This is a genomic window from Kroppenstedtia sanguinis (assembly GCF_050433445.1).
GTDB classification, from domain to species: domain Bacteria; phylum Bacillota; class Bacilli; order Thermoactinomycetales; family DSM-45169; genus Kroppenstedtia; species Kroppenstedtia sanguinis.
The window spans coordinates 192,815-212,585 of the sequence record NZ_JBNPXF010000001.1; the positions used below are offsets into that span (position 1 = coordinate 192,815).

At 50.7% G+C, this 19,771-nt stretch carries 16 protein-coding genes and 1 pseudogene; 7 read left to right on the plus strand and 10 right to left on the minus strand.

Translation table 11 applies throughout. The features are described 5' to 3' along the window. Positions 1 to 213: 213 nt before the first annotated feature. A complete protein-coding gene (locus tag JOD24_RS00870) occupies positions 214 to 1,545 on the minus strand; it encodes a helix-turn-helix domain-containing protein (RefSeq protein ID WP_429246131.1) in 1,332 nt (443 codons plus the stop codon). Between the two features lie 398 nt (positions 1,546 to 1,943). Between JOD24_RS00870 and JOD24_RS00875 the strand changes: the two genes are divergently transcribed. Genes JOD24_RS00875 through JOD24_RS00885 form a run of 3 tightly spaced genes read left to right on the plus strand, consistent with a single transcriptional unit; the run spans position 1,944 to position 7,589 of the window. Beyond that, positions 1,944 to 3,425 (plus strand): type I restriction-modification system subunit M, encoded by a 1,482-nt coding sequence (locus JOD24_RS00875; RefSeq protein ID WP_429246132.1) that lies wholly within the window; start codon positions 1,944 to 1,946, stop codon positions 3,423 to 3,425. After that, on the plus strand, positions 3,418 to 4,665 hold the full coding sequence (locus tag JOD24_RS00880) for a restriction endonuclease subunit S (RefSeq protein ID WP_429246133.1): 1,248 nt from the start codon (positions 3,418 to 3,420) through the stop codon (positions 4,663 to 4,665). The genes JOD24_RS00875 and JOD24_RS00880 overlap by 8 nt, the downstream gene beginning before the upstream one ends. Further along, entirely contained in the window at positions 4,662 to 7,589 is a 2,928-nt protein-coding gene (locus JOD24_RS00885; RefSeq protein ID WP_429246134.1) for a type I restriction endonuclease subunit R, read from the plus strand. The genes JOD24_RS00880 and JOD24_RS00885 overlap by 4 nt, the downstream gene beginning before the upstream one ends. Before the next feature lie 116 nt (positions 7,590 to 7,705). Here the strand turns inward: JOD24_RS00885 and JOD24_RS00890 are convergent, their stop codons facing one another. Continuing rightward, on the minus strand, positions 7,706 to 8,434 hold the full coding sequence (locus tag JOD24_RS00890) for a M48 family metallopeptidase (RefSeq protein WP_380162217.1): 729 nt from the start codon (positions 8,432 to 8,434) through the stop codon (positions 7,706 to 7,708). Between the two features lie 1,194 nt (positions 8,435 to 9,628). Between JOD24_RS00890 and sigK the strand changes: the two genes are divergently transcribed. Further along, positions 9,629 to 10,330 carry an RNA polymerase sporulation sigma factor SigK gene (gene sigK, locus JOD24_RS00895; RefSeq protein WP_429246135.1) on the plus strand — a complete coding sequence of 234 codons (702 nt, stop codon included), beginning with the start codon at positions 9,629 to 9,631 and terminating at the stop codon, positions 10,328 to 10,330. A gap of 134 nt (positions 10,331 to 10,464) precedes the next feature. On the opposite strand, the gene JOD24_RS00900 is transcribed toward sigK, so the two are convergent. Beyond that, a complete protein-coding gene (locus JOD24_RS00900; RefSeq protein WP_380162336.1) occupies positions 10,465 to 10,905 on the minus strand; it encodes a KDGP aldolase in 441 nt (146 codons plus the stop codon). A 305-nt stretch (positions 10,906 to 11,210) separates the two neighbouring features. Here JOD24_RS00900 and JOD24_RS00905 point away from each other — a divergent pair, with 305 nt between their 5' ends. Then, positions 11,211 to 11,669 carry a hypothetical protein gene (locus JOD24_RS00905; protein ID WP_429246136.1) on the plus strand — a complete coding sequence of 153 codons (459 nt, stop codon included), beginning with the start codon at positions 11,211 to 11,213 and terminating at the stop codon, positions 11,667 to 11,669. Between the two features lie 224 nt (positions 11,670 to 11,893). Here JOD24_RS00905 and JOD24_RS00910 read toward each other — a convergent pair. The 7 genes and pseudogenes from JOD24_RS00910 to JOD24_RS00940 all read right to left on the minus strand — a co-directional run bounded on the left by JOD24_RS00910 (position 11,894) and on the right by JOD24_RS00940 (position 17,756). Beyond that, positions 11,894 to 12,537 (minus strand): annotated as a pseudogene (locus tag JOD24_RS00910) (DUF4310 family protein). Position 12,538: 1 nt separating this feature from the next. Then, positions 12,539 to 13,324 carry a DUF4311 domain-containing protein gene (locus tag JOD24_RS00915; protein WP_429246137.1) on the minus strand — a complete coding sequence of 262 codons (786 nt, stop codon included), beginning with the start codon at positions 13,322 to 13,324 and terminating at the stop codon, positions 12,539 to 12,541. A gap of 23 nt (positions 13,325 to 13,347) precedes the next feature. Next, entirely contained in the window at positions 13,348 to 13,686 is a 339-nt protein-coding gene (locus JOD24_RS00920; protein WP_429246138.1) for a DUF4312 family protein, read from the minus strand. Between the two features lie 320 nt (positions 13,687 to 14,006). Continuing rightward, positions 14,007 to 14,372 carry an SFCGS family glycine-rich protein gene (locus tag JOD24_RS00925; protein ID WP_429246139.1) on the minus strand — a complete coding sequence of 122 codons (366 nt, stop codon included), beginning with the start codon at positions 14,370 to 14,372 and terminating at the stop codon, positions 14,007 to 14,009. A gap of 14 nt (positions 14,373 to 14,386) precedes the next feature. Next, positions 14,387 to 14,746, minus strand: a complete 360-nt coding sequence (locus JOD24_RS00930) for a hypothetical protein (protein WP_380162348.1) — start codon at positions 14,744 to 14,746, stop codon at positions 14,387 to 14,389. Next, a complete protein-coding gene (locus JOD24_RS00935; RefSeq protein ID WP_380162350.1) occupies positions 14,739 to 15,866 on the minus strand; it encodes an amidohydrolase/deacetylase family metallohydrolase in 1,128 nt (375 codons plus the stop codon). Before JOD24_RS00935 ends, JOD24_RS00930 begins: the two co-directional genes overlap by 8 nt. Positions 15,867 to 15,884: 18 nt before the next feature. Continuing rightward, on the minus strand, positions 15,885 to 17,756 hold the full coding sequence (locus tag JOD24_RS00940; RefSeq protein ID WP_380162352.1) for a BglG family transcription antiterminator: 1,872 nt from the start codon (positions 17,754 to 17,756) through the stop codon (positions 15,885 to 15,887). Between the two features lie 282 nt (positions 17,757 to 18,038). Between JOD24_RS00940 and JOD24_RS00945 the strand changes: the two genes are divergently transcribed. Together JOD24_RS00945 and JOD24_RS00950 are read left to right on the plus strand one after the other, a co-directional pair. Next, a complete protein-coding gene (locus tag JOD24_RS00945) occupies positions 18,039 to 19,058 on the plus strand; it encodes an LLM class flavin-dependent oxidoreductase (RefSeq protein WP_429246140.1) in 1,020 nt (339 codons plus the stop codon). Positions 19,059 to 19,090: 32 nt separating this feature from the next. Next, positions 19,091 to 19,729: an SDR family oxidoreductase gene (locus JOD24_RS00950; protein WP_380162356.1), complete on the plus strand. Its 639-nt coding sequence runs from the start codon at positions 19,091 to 19,093 to the stop codon at positions 19,727 to 19,729. The last annotated feature ends 42 nt before the right edge of the window (positions 19,730 to 19,771 follow it).

A 19,771-nucleotide genomic window follows, 5' to 3' on the forward strand; every position in this document is an offset into this window, starting at 1 on the left:
AGTTTCTCGGCATCGCCATTTACACCGTTTACGAACTGCTTGGTTCCTTGGAAGGTTTCGTATTTCCAGTCGGGATACAACTCGGTTTACCACGGGCCGGGTTGGTCGGAGTTCACCGTTTGGTTTGAAGCAATCGAGATCGAATCCGGGACGAACACCGTACCGAACGCAAAGATCGAAACTAAGGCCAGTGCAACTATCACTCGTGAAAACTTAGAGTTCCTCATCCAACAAACTCCTTTCTTTTTCCAGGCGTTTTTGGGCATGGAAGAGATCCTGAGAAGCCGTCTCAAATGCCTGTTCGTCCACATTCTCATAGCATTCTGCCAAACGGAACAGCAAGCGAGCTTCTCTTTTTCTGTCCTGGTGTTTTTGAGCGAGCGTCAATGCTTTCTTATACATTTCGCCAGCTTCCCTGTCTTTTCCTTGTGCTTTCAAAATATTTCCCTTGATGGCCAAGGACTGAATCAAGTGGGGCTCGTCCTGATGCTCCTTTGCGCTTTGGATGGATTCGTCAATCAGTTCCAGTGCTTCGGGAATCCGTTTCTGTTGCTGTTGGAGAATCGCAAAACGAGCATAGGCCGTATTCAGACTTTTTTGCTCCGACACACTCAGTTTGTCCTTCAACGACAGCGTAGTCTGGAAACAAGACTCAGCTTGTTCCATTTGATTCCGTTGCATATAGACGGTTCCGAGGACGGTCCAGAACGTAAACATGGAAAAGTGACTTTTATTCTGACGTGCCAAGTCTTCGCCGATGTAGGCAAAATCAAGCGCTTCATCAAACATTCCCAGGCGTCGCAACAGCTCCGCCCGGAGCCAGTAGAAGGTCAATTTTGTTTCGATATCTGTACATTGTGACAGTTTAGGCCAGATATCTTGAACGACCCGCATACTCTCTGCGGTCCTTCCCAATCGTTCCAGATAGATGGCTTTGTTCCGCTGAAGGCCGAAGTAGACTTGTTTGCGTTCGCCGTCGGACTGAAAGGCAGCAATTCCGCTTTCGATAAATTTCAGTGCAGTCTCTAAATCATTCTGCTCATAGTGGACAAAGCTGAGGGCCTGGAATGCCGCTGCTTCCACGTTGCTGGTTTGTTTGACCACGTTGGATAAGTGAATCGCATGATGCAAGGCAGATTCCGCACGTCTCCAGTTCTTCTGAGTGATATGGAGCTGGCCACGATGAAAGTGAAAGGTGGCCGCCAAGGGATGTTTATCGTCTACTTCGATGTGATCCAGTAACTCCCTGGCTATCTCTACATTGCCGACCACGATCATGGACTCAATCATGCAGGCTTGCCTCTGTAGCTCCAACAGCTTATCCCTTTCTTGCAACAACAAGTGCGGAATATTTTCCAGCTTGAGCCCCAGTTTGTCGAGGAGATACTGCGCTTTCTCATAGCGAACGTGTGAGGCGCCGCGTTCGATGTTGCTGATCGTGGCAGGGGAGATGTTCTCATCGGCCAAATCTTCCAGTCGAAGCCCTTGCCTTTTTCGTTCTTGTCGGATCACTTCACCGAGTTCATGGATATCTGTTGTTTTCATTATTACCCACCTTTTCTAATTCTTCATTTTTCCACTTTATTTTAACCGAAATATGAAAAATTAGAAATATCCTTTTGCTGAATAAGGAATTAGGATATAAAACGCCCTGATAACGTGGTGGGAGGATTATAGCACGTGGTCTTAGGAATGTTGTGAAAATTCTTTTCCGCCGGGGTTGGATACAAACTGAAACGGGATCCCGAATAAATATATGAGATTATTTCATAAAAGAAGTAGGTACAGGTTATGGATTTTAGGGAAGGATTATTTCATTTCGAAACGGGATTCAAAGGGAAGGGATTGTAATCAGTTCAATATTCATTTACTTCTTCGTTCACTAAAACTATGATGGAATTAAGCATGATTCATAAGAGAAATAGATTCGGGGAGGAAACATCATGAGCAAGCTGACCCTTCAACAACTGGAGTCCCACCTGTGGCGTTCCGCCGATATTTTGCGGGGGAGTATCGACTCCTCCGATTACAAGAATTACATATTTGGTCTGCTCTTCCTGAAACGTTTGAACGATGTCTTCGTGGAGACGGCGACGAAGATCCAGCAGGAGGAAGGGGAGGACTACGGTTGGACTGATCCCGATGAGCATCAATTTTTCGTTCCGGAGCGGGCGCTTTGGAGAAATATCCAATCCCAGACCCAGGACCTGGGCGACGCCATCAACAAAGCCTTTGAAGCCCTGGAAGAGGCGAACTCCTCTCTGGAGGGGGTGCTGGCTCCCATTGACTTCAATGACAAGGAGCGCCTCTCCGACCAATTGATCCAGCAACTGATCCAACACTTCTCCGCCCTCGACCTGTCCAACGGAAATCTCTCCGAGCCCGATATGCTGGGCCGGGCCTATGAGTACCTGATCAAGATGTTTGCCGATGATGCGGGCAAGAAAGGCGGCGAATTTTACACCCCCAGCAAAGTGGTGGAACTGATCGTCAAGCTGATCAAGCCTGAGGAAGGGATGCGGGTTTGTGACCCCACCGCCGGTTCCGGGGGGATGCTGATCCAGTCAGTGGATTATGTCAAATCCCAAGGCGGCAATTCGAAAAACATCACCCTCCACGGTCAGGAGAAAAACCTGAACACCTGGGCGATCTGCAAGATGAACTTGCTTCTGCACGGACTGAGTGACCATGATATCAAAAAGGGGGACACGATCCGGGATCCCAAGTTATTGGATGACGGGGAGCTGATCCTCTACGACCGGGTGATCGCCAATCCCCCCTTCAGTCTGAAAAACTGGGGCCGGGAAGAGGCGGAAACGGATGCCCACGGCCGGTTTCGCTTCGGCATCCCACCCAAGGATAAAGGGGACCTCGCCTTCGTCCAGCACATGGTGGCTACCCTCAATCACCAGGGCAAGGCCGGCGTCGTCATGCCCCACGGGATTCTCTTCCGGGGCGGTGCGGAAGGCAAGATCCGACAGGGGTTGCTGGAGGAAGATTTGATCGAAGCCGTCATCGGCTTGCCCTCCAACCTCTTCTATGGCACCGGCATTCCGGCCAGTATTCTGATCCTGAACCGAAACAAACCCGCCGAACGCAAGGGAAAAGTCTTCTTCCTCCACGGAGCGAATGACTACCAGGAAGGGAAGAACCAGAATTTCCTGCGGGATGAGGACATCGAGAAGATCGTCCATGCCTACGATGCATGGGAAGATATCGACAAATATTGCCGGGTGGTGGAACGTGAAGAGATCAAGGCGAACGACTGGAACCTGAACATCGCCCGGTATGTGGATACGACGGAGGAAGAAGAGCCCATCGATGTGGAAGCCGCCCTCGCCCAATTGAGGCAATTGGAAAAGGAACGTGCGGAAGTGGAAACGGTGATGAACGGGTATTTGAAGGAGCTGGGGTATGGTGAGTGAGTGGAAAGCGGTTTCGTTAGAAGATATTAGTCAAATTGTTGGTGGCGGAACTCCATCAAAAGAAAAAACGGAATACTGGGGTGGTGAGATACCTTGGGTGACACCTACTGACGTTACAAGAGGCAAAGTACGTAAACTGGAGTTTACTGAAAATCGGATTACAAAAATCGGTTTGTCGGAGAGCTCTGCCAAGTTAATACCATCTGGTTCAATTCTAATGACAACACGGGCAACAATTGGTGAATGTGTTATTAATATGATACCTATGGCAACCAATCAGGGTTTTACTAACTTTATTTGCAATGAAAGAGTCTACAATGAGTATTTATATTATGCTCTTTGCAGACATAAGATAGATTTTGAGAGACTTGGTTCTGGAAGTACCTTTAAAGAGGTTAGTAAGCGAACTATACGGTCTTTTAAAGTAATGCTTCCACCCCTCCCCGAGCAGCGCAAAATCGCCGCCATTCTCTCCTCTGTTGACGAGGTAATCGAGAAGACGGAAGCGATCATCAAGCAGACGGAGACGGTGAAAAAAGGGCTGATGCAACAGCTCCTCACCCGCGGCATCGGACATATCCGTTTTAAGCAAACGGAGATCGGGGAGATTCCGGAGGAGTGGGAAATCAAAACTTTAGGTCAAGTTACTGAGAGTAGTGCATTTGGACCCAGATTTCCTGCTAATAGCTATAACGAAAAAGGTAACTATGCTCTATTAAGAACTACAGATATTAAAGACAATTGGGAGATTAACTATTCAGGCATGCCTATGGCTTTATTGCCAATGGATAAGTTTAATAAGCATGTTCTACAAAAAGGAGACCTTCTTGTTACCAGGTCTGGGACATGTGGATTGGTTTGTATATTTAATGAATACAATGTACCAGTAATCCCTGGTGCATTTCTAATACGATTTCGATTAAGCAGTACAGTGGTACCTGAGTTTGTAAGATTCACGATGATGACAGTAAACAGTCAAGCTCGTATTGCGCAAATGGCATCAGGTGGGGTGCAAAAGAATTTATCTGGGACGAATTTAAAAAAGCTCGTTTTACCAATACCGCCTATAACCGAACAAAAAAGGATAGTAAAGATTATCAATTCAATCCTATCTAAAATGAGATATGAACAACAATACCTCACCCAACTCCAAACCCTCAAAAAAGGCCTGATGCAAGTCCTCCTCACCGGCAAGGTGCGGGTGAAGGTGGATGAGCGGGAGGAGGTGGTTGTGCCGTGACCGTCACTCGGGAGTGGACGGAGAAGAAGCAGGTGGAGGACCGCCTAATCGGGCAGCTTCGGACTTTTGGTTACAGCCATGCCACAGGCGCCGAGCTGGCGGCGGAGCGGGAGACACAGCGGGAGGTGGTTCTGAAGGGGCGCCTCACCCGGGCGATCCGCCGGTTTAATCCTTGGATCAGCGAGGACAACCTGAACAAAGTCCTGCGCAGCGTCACCCATATCGAGGCTGCAGGGCTGATGGAAGCCAATGAACGGTTTCACGACCTGATGGTCAATTACCTCTCGGTTCAGCAAGATCGGGGCAAGGGGAAGAAAAGCCAGACGGTAAAGCTGATCGACTTCGACCACCCGGAGAAAAATGAGTTCCTGGTGGTGGATCAGCTGGTGGTGACCGGTGAGGGGGGCGAGGTGCGGCCGGATCTGACTCTCTTCGTCAACGGGTTGCCCTTGGTGGTGATCGAATGCAAATCGGCCACCATCTCCAGCCCCCTGGAACAGGCGGTGAAGCAACTGCGCCGCTATCAGCGGGAGTCGGAACGGCTTTTCCATTATAATCAGCTCCTGATCGCCACCTGTGGCCAGGCGGCCCAAGCGGGGACGATCGGGGCTCAGGGGCGGCATTACGCCGAGTGGAAGGATCCCTGGCCCCTCACCCGGTCGGAGGTGGGGCTGGAGCCCAACCCCCAGGACCTTCTGGCTGCCGGGATGTTGAACCCGACCCGCCTCCTCGACCTGGTGCGCAATTTTATCGTCTTTGAAGTGGAGGGGGGCCAGACGGTGAAGAAACTGGCCCGCTACCAGCAATACCGTGCCGTCAACAAAGCCCTGGAGCGAATCCGCACCGCCGGAACGCCGAAGGAGCGGGGCGGGGTGGTCTGGCACACTCAAGGATCGGGGAAGTCCCTCACCATGCTGTATCTGGCGGTGAAGTTGCGACGGGAGGCGGCATTGGGAAACCCCACCATTGTCATTGTCACCGACCGGCGGGATCTGGATGAACAAATCACGAACACCTTCCGGCGGTGCAAGTTTCCTAATCCCGTCCAGGCAAAAAGTGTAGCCAAGTTGAGGGAACATCTCACTGCAGGACCCGGCTTGACGGTGATGACCACGGTGCAGAAGTTCCAGGAGCGGGAGCTGGACGGGGAACATCCGGTTCTGTCCGAAGCGGAAAACCTGTTTGTCCTCGTCGACGAGTCCCACCGTACCCAGTACAAAGGGCTGGCCCTCAACATGCGAACCGCACTGCCCAATGCCTGTTACCTGGGCTTTACCGGGACACCGATCGACAAACAGGACAAAAGCACCACCCGCACCTTTGGTCCCTATATCGACAAATACACGATTCAGCAGGCGGTGGACGACGGGGCGACGGTGCCCATTTTCTACGAAGGGCGTCTTCCCCAGGTTCAGGTGATGGGGCAAAATCTGGACAAACTCTTCGACCGGTACTTCCACGAGTACTCAGAGGAGAACCGGGAGCGGATCAAGAAAAAATACGCCACCGAGGAAGCCATCCTGGCGGTGCCCAGCCGCATCCGCGAGATCGTCCTCGACCTGTTGGACCATTATGAAAAGCAGATCCGGCCCAACGGATTTAAGGCGCAGCTGGTAGCCTGCAGTCGGGAAGCGGTGGTTCGCTACAAGGAGCGCCTCGACGAATTGGGCGGGCCCGAATCCGCCGTCATCTTCTCCGCGGGGCACAATGATGAAGAGGAGTTGCAGAAGTACCATCTCTCCAAAGAGGAAGAGAAGCAGTTGATTGAACGGTTCAAGGATCCGGAGGATCCCCTCACATTTCTGATCGTCTGTGACAAGCTGCTCACCGGGTTCGATGCGCCCATCGAGCAGGTGATGTACCTGGACAAATCCTTGAAGGAACATAACCTCCTCCAAGCCATCGCCCGGGTGAACCGGAAGTATGAGAAGAAGGATTACGGCCTGATCGTCGACTATTACGGTGTTTCCGGCTTTCTACATCATGCGTTGGGGATCTTTCACGAGCAGGATGTAAAGGGAGCGATGGAGTCCATCGAGAGCGAGCTTCCCCGTCTTCAGTCCCGCCACCGGGGGGTGATGCGCTATTTCGATGGGGTGGATTCCAACAGTCTGGATGCCTGTGTCAAAGTGTTGGAGCCGGAGGATGTGCGGACGGAGTTTGAACACGCCTTTCGCCGGTTCAGTCAGAGCATGGACATGGTGATGCCCAATCCCAAGGCGCGTCCCTTTCTGGAAGATCTGAAGTTTCTGGGCAAGGTGCGCCAGGTGGCCAAGAACCGCTACCGGGATCCGGAGCTGGATATCTCCGATTGCGGCGAGAAGGTGAAGAAACTGATCGCCGACCACCTGCAAGCCACCAATGTGGAGGTCCTCCACGATCCGGTCGATATTCTCTCCAGCAAGTTTAATCAACGACTGGAGCAGGCCGCTTCCGACGAAGCGAAAGCATCGGAGATGGAACACGCCATCCGCCATGAGATCCGGGTTAAACTGGACGAAAACCCGGTCTATTACACCTCGCTGAGAGAGAAGCTGGAGCATCTGATCGAAGCTCGCCGCGAACAACGGATGGATGACAAAGAGCTGGCCCTCGCCCTGCAGCGGATGATCGACGATATGCGGGGTCAGGCGGAGGAAGCGGAAAGCCACGGCTTCTCCAGGGAGCAATATCCCTTCTACCAGCTGTTGATCCAGACCCTGGGCGAGGAAGGTTGGGAGGAACCGGAGATCAAGGAACTGACCCACGACATCACCGACATCATCCGGGAGCAAGTGGTGATCGAGTGGACGGAAAAGAAAGACGTGCAGCGTGAGATGCGAAAACAGATCAAACGTCACTTGCGAGCGGCCCGGTTCCGGGATCATCTGGAGACATTGACCCATAAGCTGATGAACCTGGCCGAGATCCATTACCGCAGATGAATCTATTGGACACCGACCGAAAGCAGCATAACGTTGGCTAGGCTTGCCACATCACCGATCGGACTACAAATTCAAGAGGATAGAACCCCCCCGGTTGAAGAATCGGGGGGGTTCCGTCAGATGGTGATGGTGGGCCCGTTTACCCGCAACCACTCTTTTCGCTTTTCGAAATCAGGGAGTACGGAACGAACGGTTTCCCAAAATTCCCGGGAGTGATCAGGCACACGGAGGTGGGCCAATTCGTGAACAACAATGTAATCGACGATGGGGAGGGGGGAGAGGATGATTTTCCAGTTGATGAGGATCCGCCCGCTTTTGGTGCAGCTTCCCCACCGGGCTTCCTGATCCTTAAGGGTCAGACCGACAGGCTGGACATCCAGCAACGGGGCAAATTGTTGGATCCGTTGTTCTATTTTGGGTCTGGCGTGGTCTTTTGCCCAGGTCATAAAGGACTTCCGCAGTTCTTCCCGCTGTTGGTCGATGGTGTAGGAGTCAGGGATCTCGGCGATGAAGCGACCCTGTTTGAAGATGAAGTGCGGAGTTTTCAATCTGGTGTTTCGATGGACTTTCAATCGATAATTCCGTCCCAGGTAGGGAAGTTTCTCCCCGCTGACAAACTCTTTGGGTCGGGCCGGTCTATGAATCTCCTTCAGTTCTGCTTGTTTCATCAGGATCCAGGGTGCTTTCTTATGAAGAATCTCTTCCATTCGTTTGAGATCGAGAGACTCGGGAATGGTCACCTGGACTCCTTTTTCCCACTCCACCGAGATGGAGACATCCTTTTTGCCCAGTTGCCGTCTAATGGTATATAAAATGGTCGAAGTGCCGTAGTCCAGTTTTCGCATGGGATGCCTCCTTTCACAGCATTGGGCCATTACTGAAGAATCTCTCTTCTCTATTATAGTGAAACAGGCAGTTTACAGCCTGTTTTTTTCTCTGAATACACGTGGCGGCCAAATGGTGGTGGACGGGGAGTGGCTAGTGCCCCTCAGCGAACATTGTGTGGAAAATTACAGATGGCAAGGATGGTGGGGATTTGATTCGCCTTTGTACCCATAGGGCACAAGTCTCGCCAAAGTCACTCCGTTCCCGGTCTCGCTATGCGCTCTTTGCAAGAGATCGGAGCCGCCCCACCCTCCCGCCCCCGCCTTGCTGAAAAACAAGATCAAAGTTGCCTGAAGGGGCACTAGGTGGTGCTCTGGGCGGTAATTCCAGTTTAGTTGGCCCTCCAATTCCGGAGATCCGCTGGTAGTCTGTCAAATTGGAAAAGGCCACCCTTGACTGGGCGGCCTTATGGTAAAATAGACCATGGTAGTAGCCAAGGGCGGGCGGCCGCACTGACCCTCGAAAGAGAGGGGGTGAGGCCATGGACCTTCTTAGCCTGATCGTCAAGATGGCTGGTGTGGTTGTTCAAACATTAGCGGTCTATGTTGCGGTTCAGGCGCTTAAAAAGAAGTAACCCGCCCCTGTGGCAAAGGTATGCGGGTTACTTCCTTGCGTACTCTGGCCGCCTGTCTGCGGCAGCTACCCGGCGGTGGGGTTTACCCTGCCGCCGTTACTATTTCTATCCACAGAATAGCACAGATATGCGTTTTTCGTCCAGTTAGTACCCATTGGAAAGCAGACATGCGGTATTTGCATGCCCTTTTCCGGGTGATGCATAGATGTATCTGAAAATCAGCGAAAGTGATTCTACTTATGCTTTCTTGTACAGGAGGAAGAAGTGAAAGAGTGGTAGGGTTCTATGGGGATTACAGCATCAAGGGATCGGGGATTGTCGGAAGGAAGCAAGAACGGACAATAGGTCGATAAAGGGATTTCAGGGGAGATTCTGGATCGGCCGGGATGGAGCGAGTCCAGGAATGTGAAGAAAGGGAGGATCGCCAGAGGGGTCTGTCCCTTCTTTTTTGAAAAGGAAACTCTGTAGAAGGACTTTTGTTTGTTGGGGATGATTTTCTACCGAACAGGCACGCGCCTGCCAATTCCTTCATATGCTGATAGCACCCTGTTTTGGGAAGCAAAGCGGAGGTGACGGCGGCGTGCCCGGTTTGTTCACGACCCTTGCGTTATTGTTCCGTGAAGTGACCCTCTTCGTCGCGTACATCAAGAACAATGCTTTTCCCCAGCCCCTGAACGAAAAAGAAGAGGAAAAGTATCTCAAGCAGATGGCCGGGGGAGACAAGGAAGCCCGCAACATCCTGATCGAACATAACCTGCGCTTGGTGGCTCACATCGTGAAAAAGTTTGAAAACACCAGTGAAGACAACGAAGATCTGATCTCCATCGGCACGATTGGCTTGATCAAAGCCATCGAGTCCTACCAGCCCAACAAAGGAACCAAACTGGCCACTTATGCCGCCCGCTGTATTGAAAACGAGATTCTGATGCATCTCAGATCCCTGAAAAAAGCACGAAAAGACGTCTCCCTTCACGATCCGATCGGAACAGATAAGGAAGGAAATGAAATTACATTGATCGATGTATTGGGGACGGATCGGGATGAGATTGTGGATACGGTTCAATTGAAGATTGAAAAGAGCAAAATCTACGACCACCTTTACATTCTGGATGAACGGGAACAGGATGTGATTCGAAACCGGTTTGGCCTGTCAGGAGGCAAAGAGAAGACCCAGCGGGAAATTGCAAAGGAACTGGGCATCTCCCGTTCCTATGTCTCCCGCATCGAAAAAAGAGCCTTGATCAAGTTGTTCCATGAGTTTTATCGGGTCGGTTCACAATAAGGAAAAAAGCACTAAAACGAGTGTCCCTAGGACACTCGTTTTTTGGTGTAAGTCGGATTTGAGGAACATTGTGAAAAACTGCTAGGTTCAATTGAAAACAGGGTCTCCTCACCTGGGGTGATCTTCAATCCGTGCTAAAGAACCGATTGAAACAATGCTTTCACATCTTCGACGCGAGTCTGTCCCGTTTCCCGATCCACGATGGATGTATAGATGTGGGGGATGATTCGTTCAGCACCGTGTTGCTCACATACCTCCACGAGATCCGGCAAAGAATCCAGATCGATTCCACCCGTCGGTTCAAAGATGCGGATTTGATGGCGGACCGCGGCTTTAACCATTTCCGCCATTTCATCTAACCTCTTTTTTTCTTCAATGGGGTAGAATTTGACCGACTCAACTCCGATCTCTGCCAGCATGGCTGCAGCTAGATCGCAGGAAACCGGCTCCCGATACATCTGGCTGACAGGTCCTGTGCAGATAAACATCTCAGATGGAGAGCGATGGCATCTCGTGCATCGGCGGCATATTCCGTCGTGCCAGCCGCTGTCTTCTCCCCGACCCGTGCTTCCCATTCGTAGCCCGCTTCGGTGACTCGATACGAAGCGAATTTCTCACTGATGACCGAGTTCTTAAGGACGAATCCTCGATCGTTCAGTGAAAAGTCAGCTTTTAACTCCTCCTTCTTATTTTAATCATGTATTCGTGATTCAAATTACAATAAACATCACGTATTCGTGATTATCTTTGAATCAGACATGTCCTGTCCGTCTCATATAGGTTTTCTTAGTCTTGATTGATCTCAAAATTTTCTTGACTAAAATTCAGAATTGCATATAATGGTTATAGTATTAAAATTTCCAAAAAAGGGGATAGTTGAGTGATCGGGAGAATTTCGGTTTTTTTGTTTTTATTTGCCTTGGTGTTGACGCCTTTGTCAGTTCCTGTTTCTGCTTCAGATCAGACTCTTTCGGAAACTGATGTCCAGGATGCAAAAGCGGATTCTATAGGAACGAAGGCTAATTGCTCTACTAATAGTAGAGGATGGCTAAACGATCCATTATGCGCTAAAAATCGTTCAACTGTTTATAAAAATAAAAACGTAGAACTGCGTATTGGGTACTGGAAGGGGAAACAGTATGGTTGGGCGAGATTGATTAAAGGAAACACGGTTGATTTTCAAGTAGATTTAAATGGTGATCGACGCGTTGATATCGGGTCTATGGTGATAAACGCTAAACCAGGAAATTACACTAAGGCTTATCCTGCTTCAAGCAGTTCGAAAGTGGCCTTTAGAGCTTGTGGAGGTAAACCTGTAACTTGTACTCCTTGGTGGTAGATGCACTGGGATGTCCCGAGCCGTCTACTATTTATAGGGGTCTCGCAAGCGTCGGAAGCGTTCAGGATTGCAAAAGCATACATGGAAAGAAGAGGACAGCTAAGGCTGTCCTCTTCTTTTGTTTACCACGAAAACTCGAATTCACAATATCGGGCTTCACCTACATTCCCCGGGAAGTAGCGGGCAGATACAGGCCCTCCTTTCAACGAAAACTTGGTTCTAGGCTATTTTTGGATGGGGAAAAACAATCCCATGATCATGGCACCCAAAATGGCGCCGCCGGTGATCGGCTTCTTATAAGCGTAAAAGAGGGCCGCCCCCGCCGTGGCTCCGATCCCTACGGGGATGGATGCCATCGCTGCAGCGATGACGATCAGGGGGCCCAGATAGCGGCCCGCCGAATTGCCAGCCCCATCATCACATCGGAACCGAAGGTGGAATTGGCAGAGTGGATGGTGTATTTGCGAATCAAGAGAATGACCAAGCCGATGGCCGCACCGATGGCCGCTCCTGTCAACAGAGCGAGGGGGAAGGAGGTGAGTGGAGCCGTTAACCCGGCGGCCAACATTAACGCAGGAATCCCAATTCCGACACCGGTTTGCAAGGCACCCCCAATGTCCAAAATTCCCACCAATGGGCCCTCCAGAATGCGGGCGAATAAGAAGCTAGCACCAAAGGCTGCGGCGGCACCATAACTTCCCCCTTTGATTCCGGCTTCCAACAAGGCCACAATCGCGATTTCGTTAAACGCACCGACATGGTAAACATAATACATATGGGTTCCTGCAAAAATCCCGGCAGCGAGGCAAGCAACAAACAGAACAAAAGCGCTCTCCGAATACCAAAAACCTTTCGTCTGCACTTCCATGTCACTTCACCTCCGAACCCACGAACTTGTGGAGATCGATCAGCCATTGGGGTATATCCACTTGAATACTGTGTAACAGTTCCACATCGAAACCGCGGAAGAAGCCGCTGAGGAGAAACAGCAAGATCACGGCTGTGACGAGGGTTTTCGTAATGCGGTTCCAACCGCTGTCGTCGACGCCTTTTCCGATCAAAATCCCGAGTACGATGCCTGGGACTGCGTTTCCCATGACCAAGTGGGCCAACCCGCCCAGAACCGTCCCCCATACCCCGGTACGTTTTCCAGCATCCATGGCTGCGATCCAAAATACAATCGGCATGATGGGGTTGATTAACCATTCGGCAGCGGGAACGAGCACTTCTGTGGCAACATTCCGCATCGAATCAGGAATGGAAGCGGCAGTGGAGTTCATGATCGCCACTACGATCATCCCAACGATTGCGCCTGCGAGGGCCATTTTTTTGGGATTGTGCAAGGTTTGCTCCACTTTTTTATTTCTCCATAGCAATGTAGCGGCTGCCCAGTTGGGAATAATCCGGTGCCCTACGTCTTGGGTGAGGGCGCCTGCACCGACCACAGAGGCCCATGAATTAAACAAAAATCCTAACCCGAAGGAAAAGTGTGAAATCGAGTCCCCTTCACAGGCATTCAATTCCCCTAAGGTACGGAATGAACCCATTCCTTGTACCGTCGGTGCGTGGAACATCCTGGCCGCTCCGGCACCGACGCCAAATCCGACCAAGGCCCCGATAATGATGGATTCCAAAATAATGATCAGGGGTTCCATACAAAGCCTCCTAAAGTATGACTTCACTCCATGCGCAAGAGATGCTGAGTTCGGGTCAAATGCCGTTCTTCCCTGGCAAAGTCAATTTTTGCAGGGTCGATCCATTGCAATCGGAGGGTGATTTTCGCTTTAATCTCATAACGGGTCCGTTGTCTGGGAAAGAAAATCCCCAGAAAACGCTCGGTGTACACTGTTTCTCTAGCCTCAATCACCTCCACGTTTTGCGGTTCGATCCGCACAGGGATCCCAGGGATCTCTTGGGCGATTTTATTTTTGATCTGTGAAAAGATTTGACTGAAAGCCGTTTCTTTCGTTTCAGCGACTCCGCTTAACGTCAACGTGTGAACCTGGGATTGATACATTCTTTAACCCCCTATGAATTTTATCAGGCGTGTTTATTAACTATATTTTGGGTGGGGAGATCGTGTTCTACCACGCTCCGGTTGCCATCCGGCAAGGATGTGAAAGCTGGTCGCTCCAAATCTTCCGATCGGGCAGGGGCAAAACCTTACGGAAGCAACACAGGGAAGATGTTGCCCCTAAACGCCCTCTCTCCAGATTTTCCGCTGGGTAGGTTGGCTACCTTAATCTAGAGCTTCAGCTCCCTTGGATTGTAGTGCCCATGGCGCAAAGGTCGCTTTGGCAGCACACGACTCCCTTCTGTCGCCTATTTTCTGGTTAATCAACAGCCCTGGATTTTTATATATTCTTCCGTGAGCCGTCTCCCCAGCTCCTCTGTATCCATGAATCCAAAGCCGATCACTTTTTTGCCTTCCCGCAGGGCGGTAATCCCGGCATCAATCGAACGAAGGCCATACTCTACGGGATATTGGTATTTGGTCTTCGCGGATAATGCCCCGGCACCCCCGCTACCGCAGAAGGAAATGCCGAAGTCCGCTTCCTCTTTCTGCATATAGTCCCCTACCTTCATATCTGCACCGATCCCTGGAATCTGAATGGGGATTCCACCTGCTGCCTCCACACCTTTGGCCACGTGCTGCCCTTTTCCCAATCGGTCTCCGATGACTACTTTCACTTTTCCTTCCATTTTCATTCCTCCTTTTAGGATGGTTCCGCTGCTGCTGTTGCCAAATGAATGGCAAGCAGCATGATTTCGGTATTGTCAATCTTCCGCCCCTTGTTTTTTCCATAAGAGAGCAGAATCTGTCGGCTGAGCTCTTTCATTTCTTCGCTGATCTGATCCCATAGCTCCTGTTCCAAGGGGGGGAGAGATTCACCTTTCTCCATTCGCCGGATCCAGGCCAACAGGTGCACACCCACCGCCAGCCAGCGTTCCTTGGAAAGAAGAAAGGGCATCGTCTCGGTCTGTGCTTGAACATTGCTCAATAACGTTTTTAATTCATTCTTTTCTTGTGCTGACATGGGTTGTTGCTTAGAAATTTCCCGAATCAGATCATCCATCATGCTTCCAAACCTTTCCCGATCGGATCGTGTAGAGTGCATTTAATTGGGGGTTTCCCACCAGCTTTTCATTTTCGGAATCGAGCAGGGGTAGGGGACGAGAAATCATTTGGAGAATGGTAAGGTCAGCGACGGTTTGTTCTTTTAATGTTCCGATTTCGTCGGCTAAGCCCAATATCTTTGCAGGCATCCGGGTAGATGCTTCTACCACCTCCTCTAAGGAGAATCCAAGGGCTAAAAATTTGTTCATCGTCGTCACCAAGCTGAATACGGGACCGTCGAAGTTCTGGCGATACAGATCACTACTGATCGAATGAAAGGGGATGTGAAGTTCCTTGGCTCTCTTCAGGGTGCGAAAGCTGAAACTGGAGCTTCCATGGCCAACGTCCAACCGTACGCCCCTCTGTAATGCCCGGTTCGCTTCCGGGATTAGCTCTCCATTCCTATCCAAGATCTCGCCGGGTTTTCCATGAAAAGCATGGGTCACCACGTCCCCTTCATCTAAAAGATCCAGGATTTCCCCCAGTTGCGGGGGACCATTTCCGATATGGACCATCAGAGGGAGTTTCATTTTTCGTGCCAGTTCCTTGGCAAGGTGCAAAGGTTTTAATCCGCTTTCCTTCACCACCGAACGGCTGATCCGAGCCTTGATCCCCCGAATCAGCGGGTATTGCCGGATCCGTGCCTCTGTCTCCTCCAGCTTCAGTTGACTCAGGTCGGCCAGCTCAGAAAGCCCATCACACAGTCCTTGGGAAGCGATGTTGATCCATAGCAGCACTTGGGTGTGGTTGCCCTCCACGACCTCTGTAAGAAAGGATGAAAAATCGCGGGATCCCGTGCTTCCGGCATCCACAACCGTGGCCACCCCTTGTGCCACCCCGATGCGATCAGCGCGGATTCCCAGTGAGGTGCGATGCTCAAATACATGAACATGGAGGTCGATCAGTCCCGGAGTGACCCAGCAGCTGGTAGCATCGATTCGCTCCTTGGCCGATGCTGACGGGATTGTACCCGGAGGGAATAAACCTACAATTTTCCCCTGATTCACCCCGATGTCCCGAACCCCCTGAAGGTGTTGGGAAGGATCCAGAAGGGTTCCATTTTGGATCAAAAGATCCATCATTCCCTCCTCCTTTCTTCACATGAAGTAACAAAGAATGGAATTGATTTCACTCTCGGGAAGGACGAAATTTTTTTCTCGCAAAATCCGCTCCAATTTAGTGCGAAGGGGTGTGGAGGGTTTGACAGTCAAGGGTGAATCCTCCACACCGGCCACGTCGTAAGTGGAACCGCAGGCGACTCGATTGGCCATCAACATCAGATGTAAAGTCAACGCTTCTGCTCTTTGCTCGTTTAGATCCTCCTTCATTTCTGACAGGATCTCCCGGCTGAGTTCAAATCCTTTACAGATCACTTCCTCGGTGAACTCTTCCATTGACGAGGGAGGGGAGGGCAGGGAGAGAGAGGTTTTTTTTCGGAGGGGATGGGAACGAAGTTGGGTAATGACCTTCTGTATGGAATCGAGGTCTTCTGGGGTAGGAATGCTGTGAACCACCACGACGGGCACCTTTGCCTTTACCTGGACCACACTGATGAGCAGATCCGGGTTCAGGGACTGAAGCTGGTTTTCCAACCCCAGCGCGGAGCAGCAGCCGATGACTTGGAGATGTCGAATTTCATGTTCCAAGATAGTTTTTAAGAATTGTGAGGTTCCCCTACCGGTTCCGCATACCACCAGCGCTTTAAACTCCCTTTTGTCCTGCATCCGCTTCAGTGAAGCGAGAAAATGAAGGGCGATATATCCGATATCCGAATCGGCGAAATGAATACCCAGTTTGGAAAAAACCTCGTGACAAGCTTGCTTCACCGCTTGGAACATATCTGGATCCGAACGGATGATATCGGAGATGAGAGGATTGGGATCCGCCACATCAGGCTGGTATTTTGATAATTTCTCTGTCAAGTGCACCAGCAAGTGCTCTTTCAAATGGACATCTCCGCGAAATTCGATATGGGTTTGCAGGCTGACCTGAGAAATCAATTCCAATGTAAAGGAATAAAAATCGCTGAGGGTCCCGTTTTTCCCAATGGGCTGGATGAGTCGGATCCCATGCCAGCAGATAAAACTTACTTCATGCTCAGTCATCTCTACTACACCCAATTGCTTGGACAGATCGGCAAGTATTTCCTCATAAACACGGAATAGTTGCAATTTTTTTAGCCCGACAATTTCGTTGGCCTCCAGCAGGACTGAACGATGGGAACGCAGACGGTGGATCGCAATCCAGAGTCGAATGCAAGTTCCGATGATCGCCTGATCTGTAAAGCCCATCCCTGCGTGTTTTTCCGATTTTTCCGCCATCTCTTTGACCGCTTGGAAGAGAGACCGAATATCCTGGTGGGACAAACGGAATTTTTCCATGACCCAGGCCACCTTCAAGGGAACCTCATTGCCCTGAATGATCCCCTGGACGATCTCAAACATATAGCGTCCGCTAAGTATTTCTTGCAGAATATTTTCCAATACCAAACGTCGGTTGATTTCCGTTGCGGTCAACTGAATGCCGGACCGACTGCGTTCCACAATCACATTCCAGTTTTCCAGAAAGCTTTCTGCCATGGACAGATCGGTCACCACAGTATTTCTGCTGACATTCAGTTTTTTCGCCAAATCCTTGATTTTGATTGGATCATCTCGTAACAATAGTACCAACAGTAGCTGTTGCATCCTTTCTTGCGGATGGAGGAGGAGATCGACTCTTTCGGGATTCATTAAAAGGTTTTGCAATCGGTTTGGGTCGTGGATGTCCTTGTCAATCCAGATCCCTTTATTCGGCTGAGATTGCAGTTGGACCTGATGCTGTTGCAACCAAGAGCGAACCGATTCCAGATCATATTTCACGGTTCGCTCACTCACCTGCAATTCCCGGGCTAACTCTTTAATCCGGACAGGACCCCGCGATTCTAAAATCATGCAAATCAATTGATAAGACCGTGATGTTAAATGCATGATTTACCTCCTATCGGGGTGGCGATGGTTCATAGGAAATTATATGACAGCGCTTTCATTTATTGAAGAACGAATTCTTTCACTATGAATTGGTGCAGCTTTTGATACATTTCACTGCTCGGATCCGGAATCGGATGATGAAAATCCAAGTCGCGAACAGGACAAAGTGGGACAAAGTTCACACCTTTTATTTCGGAGTCTATTGTTTCATAATAAGACTTGTGGGACTGTTTCAGGCTTTATCCATCGGATGAGCCTGATTCCATCATCAGAAGAAAGAAGTTGAAACGATTGAGCCAAGATAGAAAGACAATCCAGGAGATCCCTTATTCGGTACTCGATCTTTCCCCGATTATCCAGGGAGGCACACCTGCTCAATCTCTGCAAAACACCTTGGATTTAGCCCGTCATGCGGAAAACTGGGGATATACCCGTTACTGGGTGGCTGAACACCACAACATGCCAGGGGTCGCCAGTGCAGCGACATCCGTCGTGATCGGGCGGGTAGCAGCGGAAACGGAAAAAATCCGGGTGGGTTCCGGTGGGATCATGTTGCCCAATCATGCTCCCTTGATGATCGCAGAACAGTTTGGAACCTTGGAATCCCTGTTTCCCGGTCGGATCGATCTCGGTCTCGGACGGGCGCCGGGGACGGATCAACTGACGGCACGGGCTCTGCGCCGGGACGGCAGGAGCAGTGGTCAATTTTTCCCTGAGTTGTTAGCAGAATTACGGGGTTATTTCGCTGGGAAAAACCCGGTACGGGCTTTTCCTGGGGAGGGATCGGACCTCCCGATCTGGTTGTTGGGCTCTAGCGATTTCAGTGCCCGATTAGCTGCGGAGCTGGGATTGCCCTTCGCTTTTGCCAGCCACTTTTCCCCCGAATACACCGTGCCGGCTCTTCGCCTCTATCGGGAAAACTTCCAGCCCTCAGAGGTATTGGATGAGCCCCACGCGATGATTGGAATCAATGTGATCGCAGCGGATGAGGAAGAGGAGGCTCATCGGTTGAGCACTTCGATGCTGCAGCAGTTTATCAGTATGGTGCGGAACCGGCCAGAACCCTTGCAACCGCCGGTAGAGGATATAGATGCCATCTGGAACGAATATGAGCAGGCAGCCGTCACCAGACAGTTGGCCGGCTCCGTGATCGGAGCTCCCCAGACGGTTAAAGAAGGCTTGCAACAATTATTAGATGAAACCCAGGCGGATGAAATAATGATCAATGCCGCGATTTTTGATCATGCCGCCCGCCTGCACTCCTTTGAACTGGTGTCTGAGATCTTCAAGGGAAGTCGTTAATTCCATCTCATCATCCAATAGGAGGGATTCAGATGAAAGTAACCGTGATCGGTGCCAACGGAAAAATTGGTAGACATCTCGTTCGACTGCTGGGAAAAAGCGATCATCAGGTACGTGCGGTGATCCGCAATGAAGAACAACAGCCGGATATGGAGAAGTTGGGTGCCGATGAGGTCGTGGTGGCGGATCTGGAAAAAACCGTGGATCACGCTGTGGCAGGATGTGAAGCCATCGTCTTTACAGCGGGTTCCGGTGGCCATACCGGAGGGGATAAAACGCTTCTGGTCGACCTGGACGGCGCCTTCAAAACAATCGATGCGGGTGTCGCCCAGGGTGTAGAGCGTTTTATCATGGTCAGCTCGATGATGGCGGATCGGCCGGAGCAGGGTCCCGATAAAATGAGACACTATTTTGTGGCTAAAAACCGTGCCGATGAACGGTTGCGGGCCAGTGGCCTCAATTACACCATCATCCGTCCCGGCCACTTGACCGACGACTCGGGAAAGGGAACCATATTGATTCCAAAAAATCAAGAAACCTACGGGGAGATTCCCCGCGCTGACGTCGCTGCCGTGATTGTGAAATCTCTGCAGAAAGAGCCTACTTACCGCCGCACCTTCGACCTGCTGACCGGGAATACCCCGATCTCCCAGGCCCTGGATTCCCTCTGATTTAGAGTGGTGGAAAGGTACTGGCTCTTCTACCCAACGAGA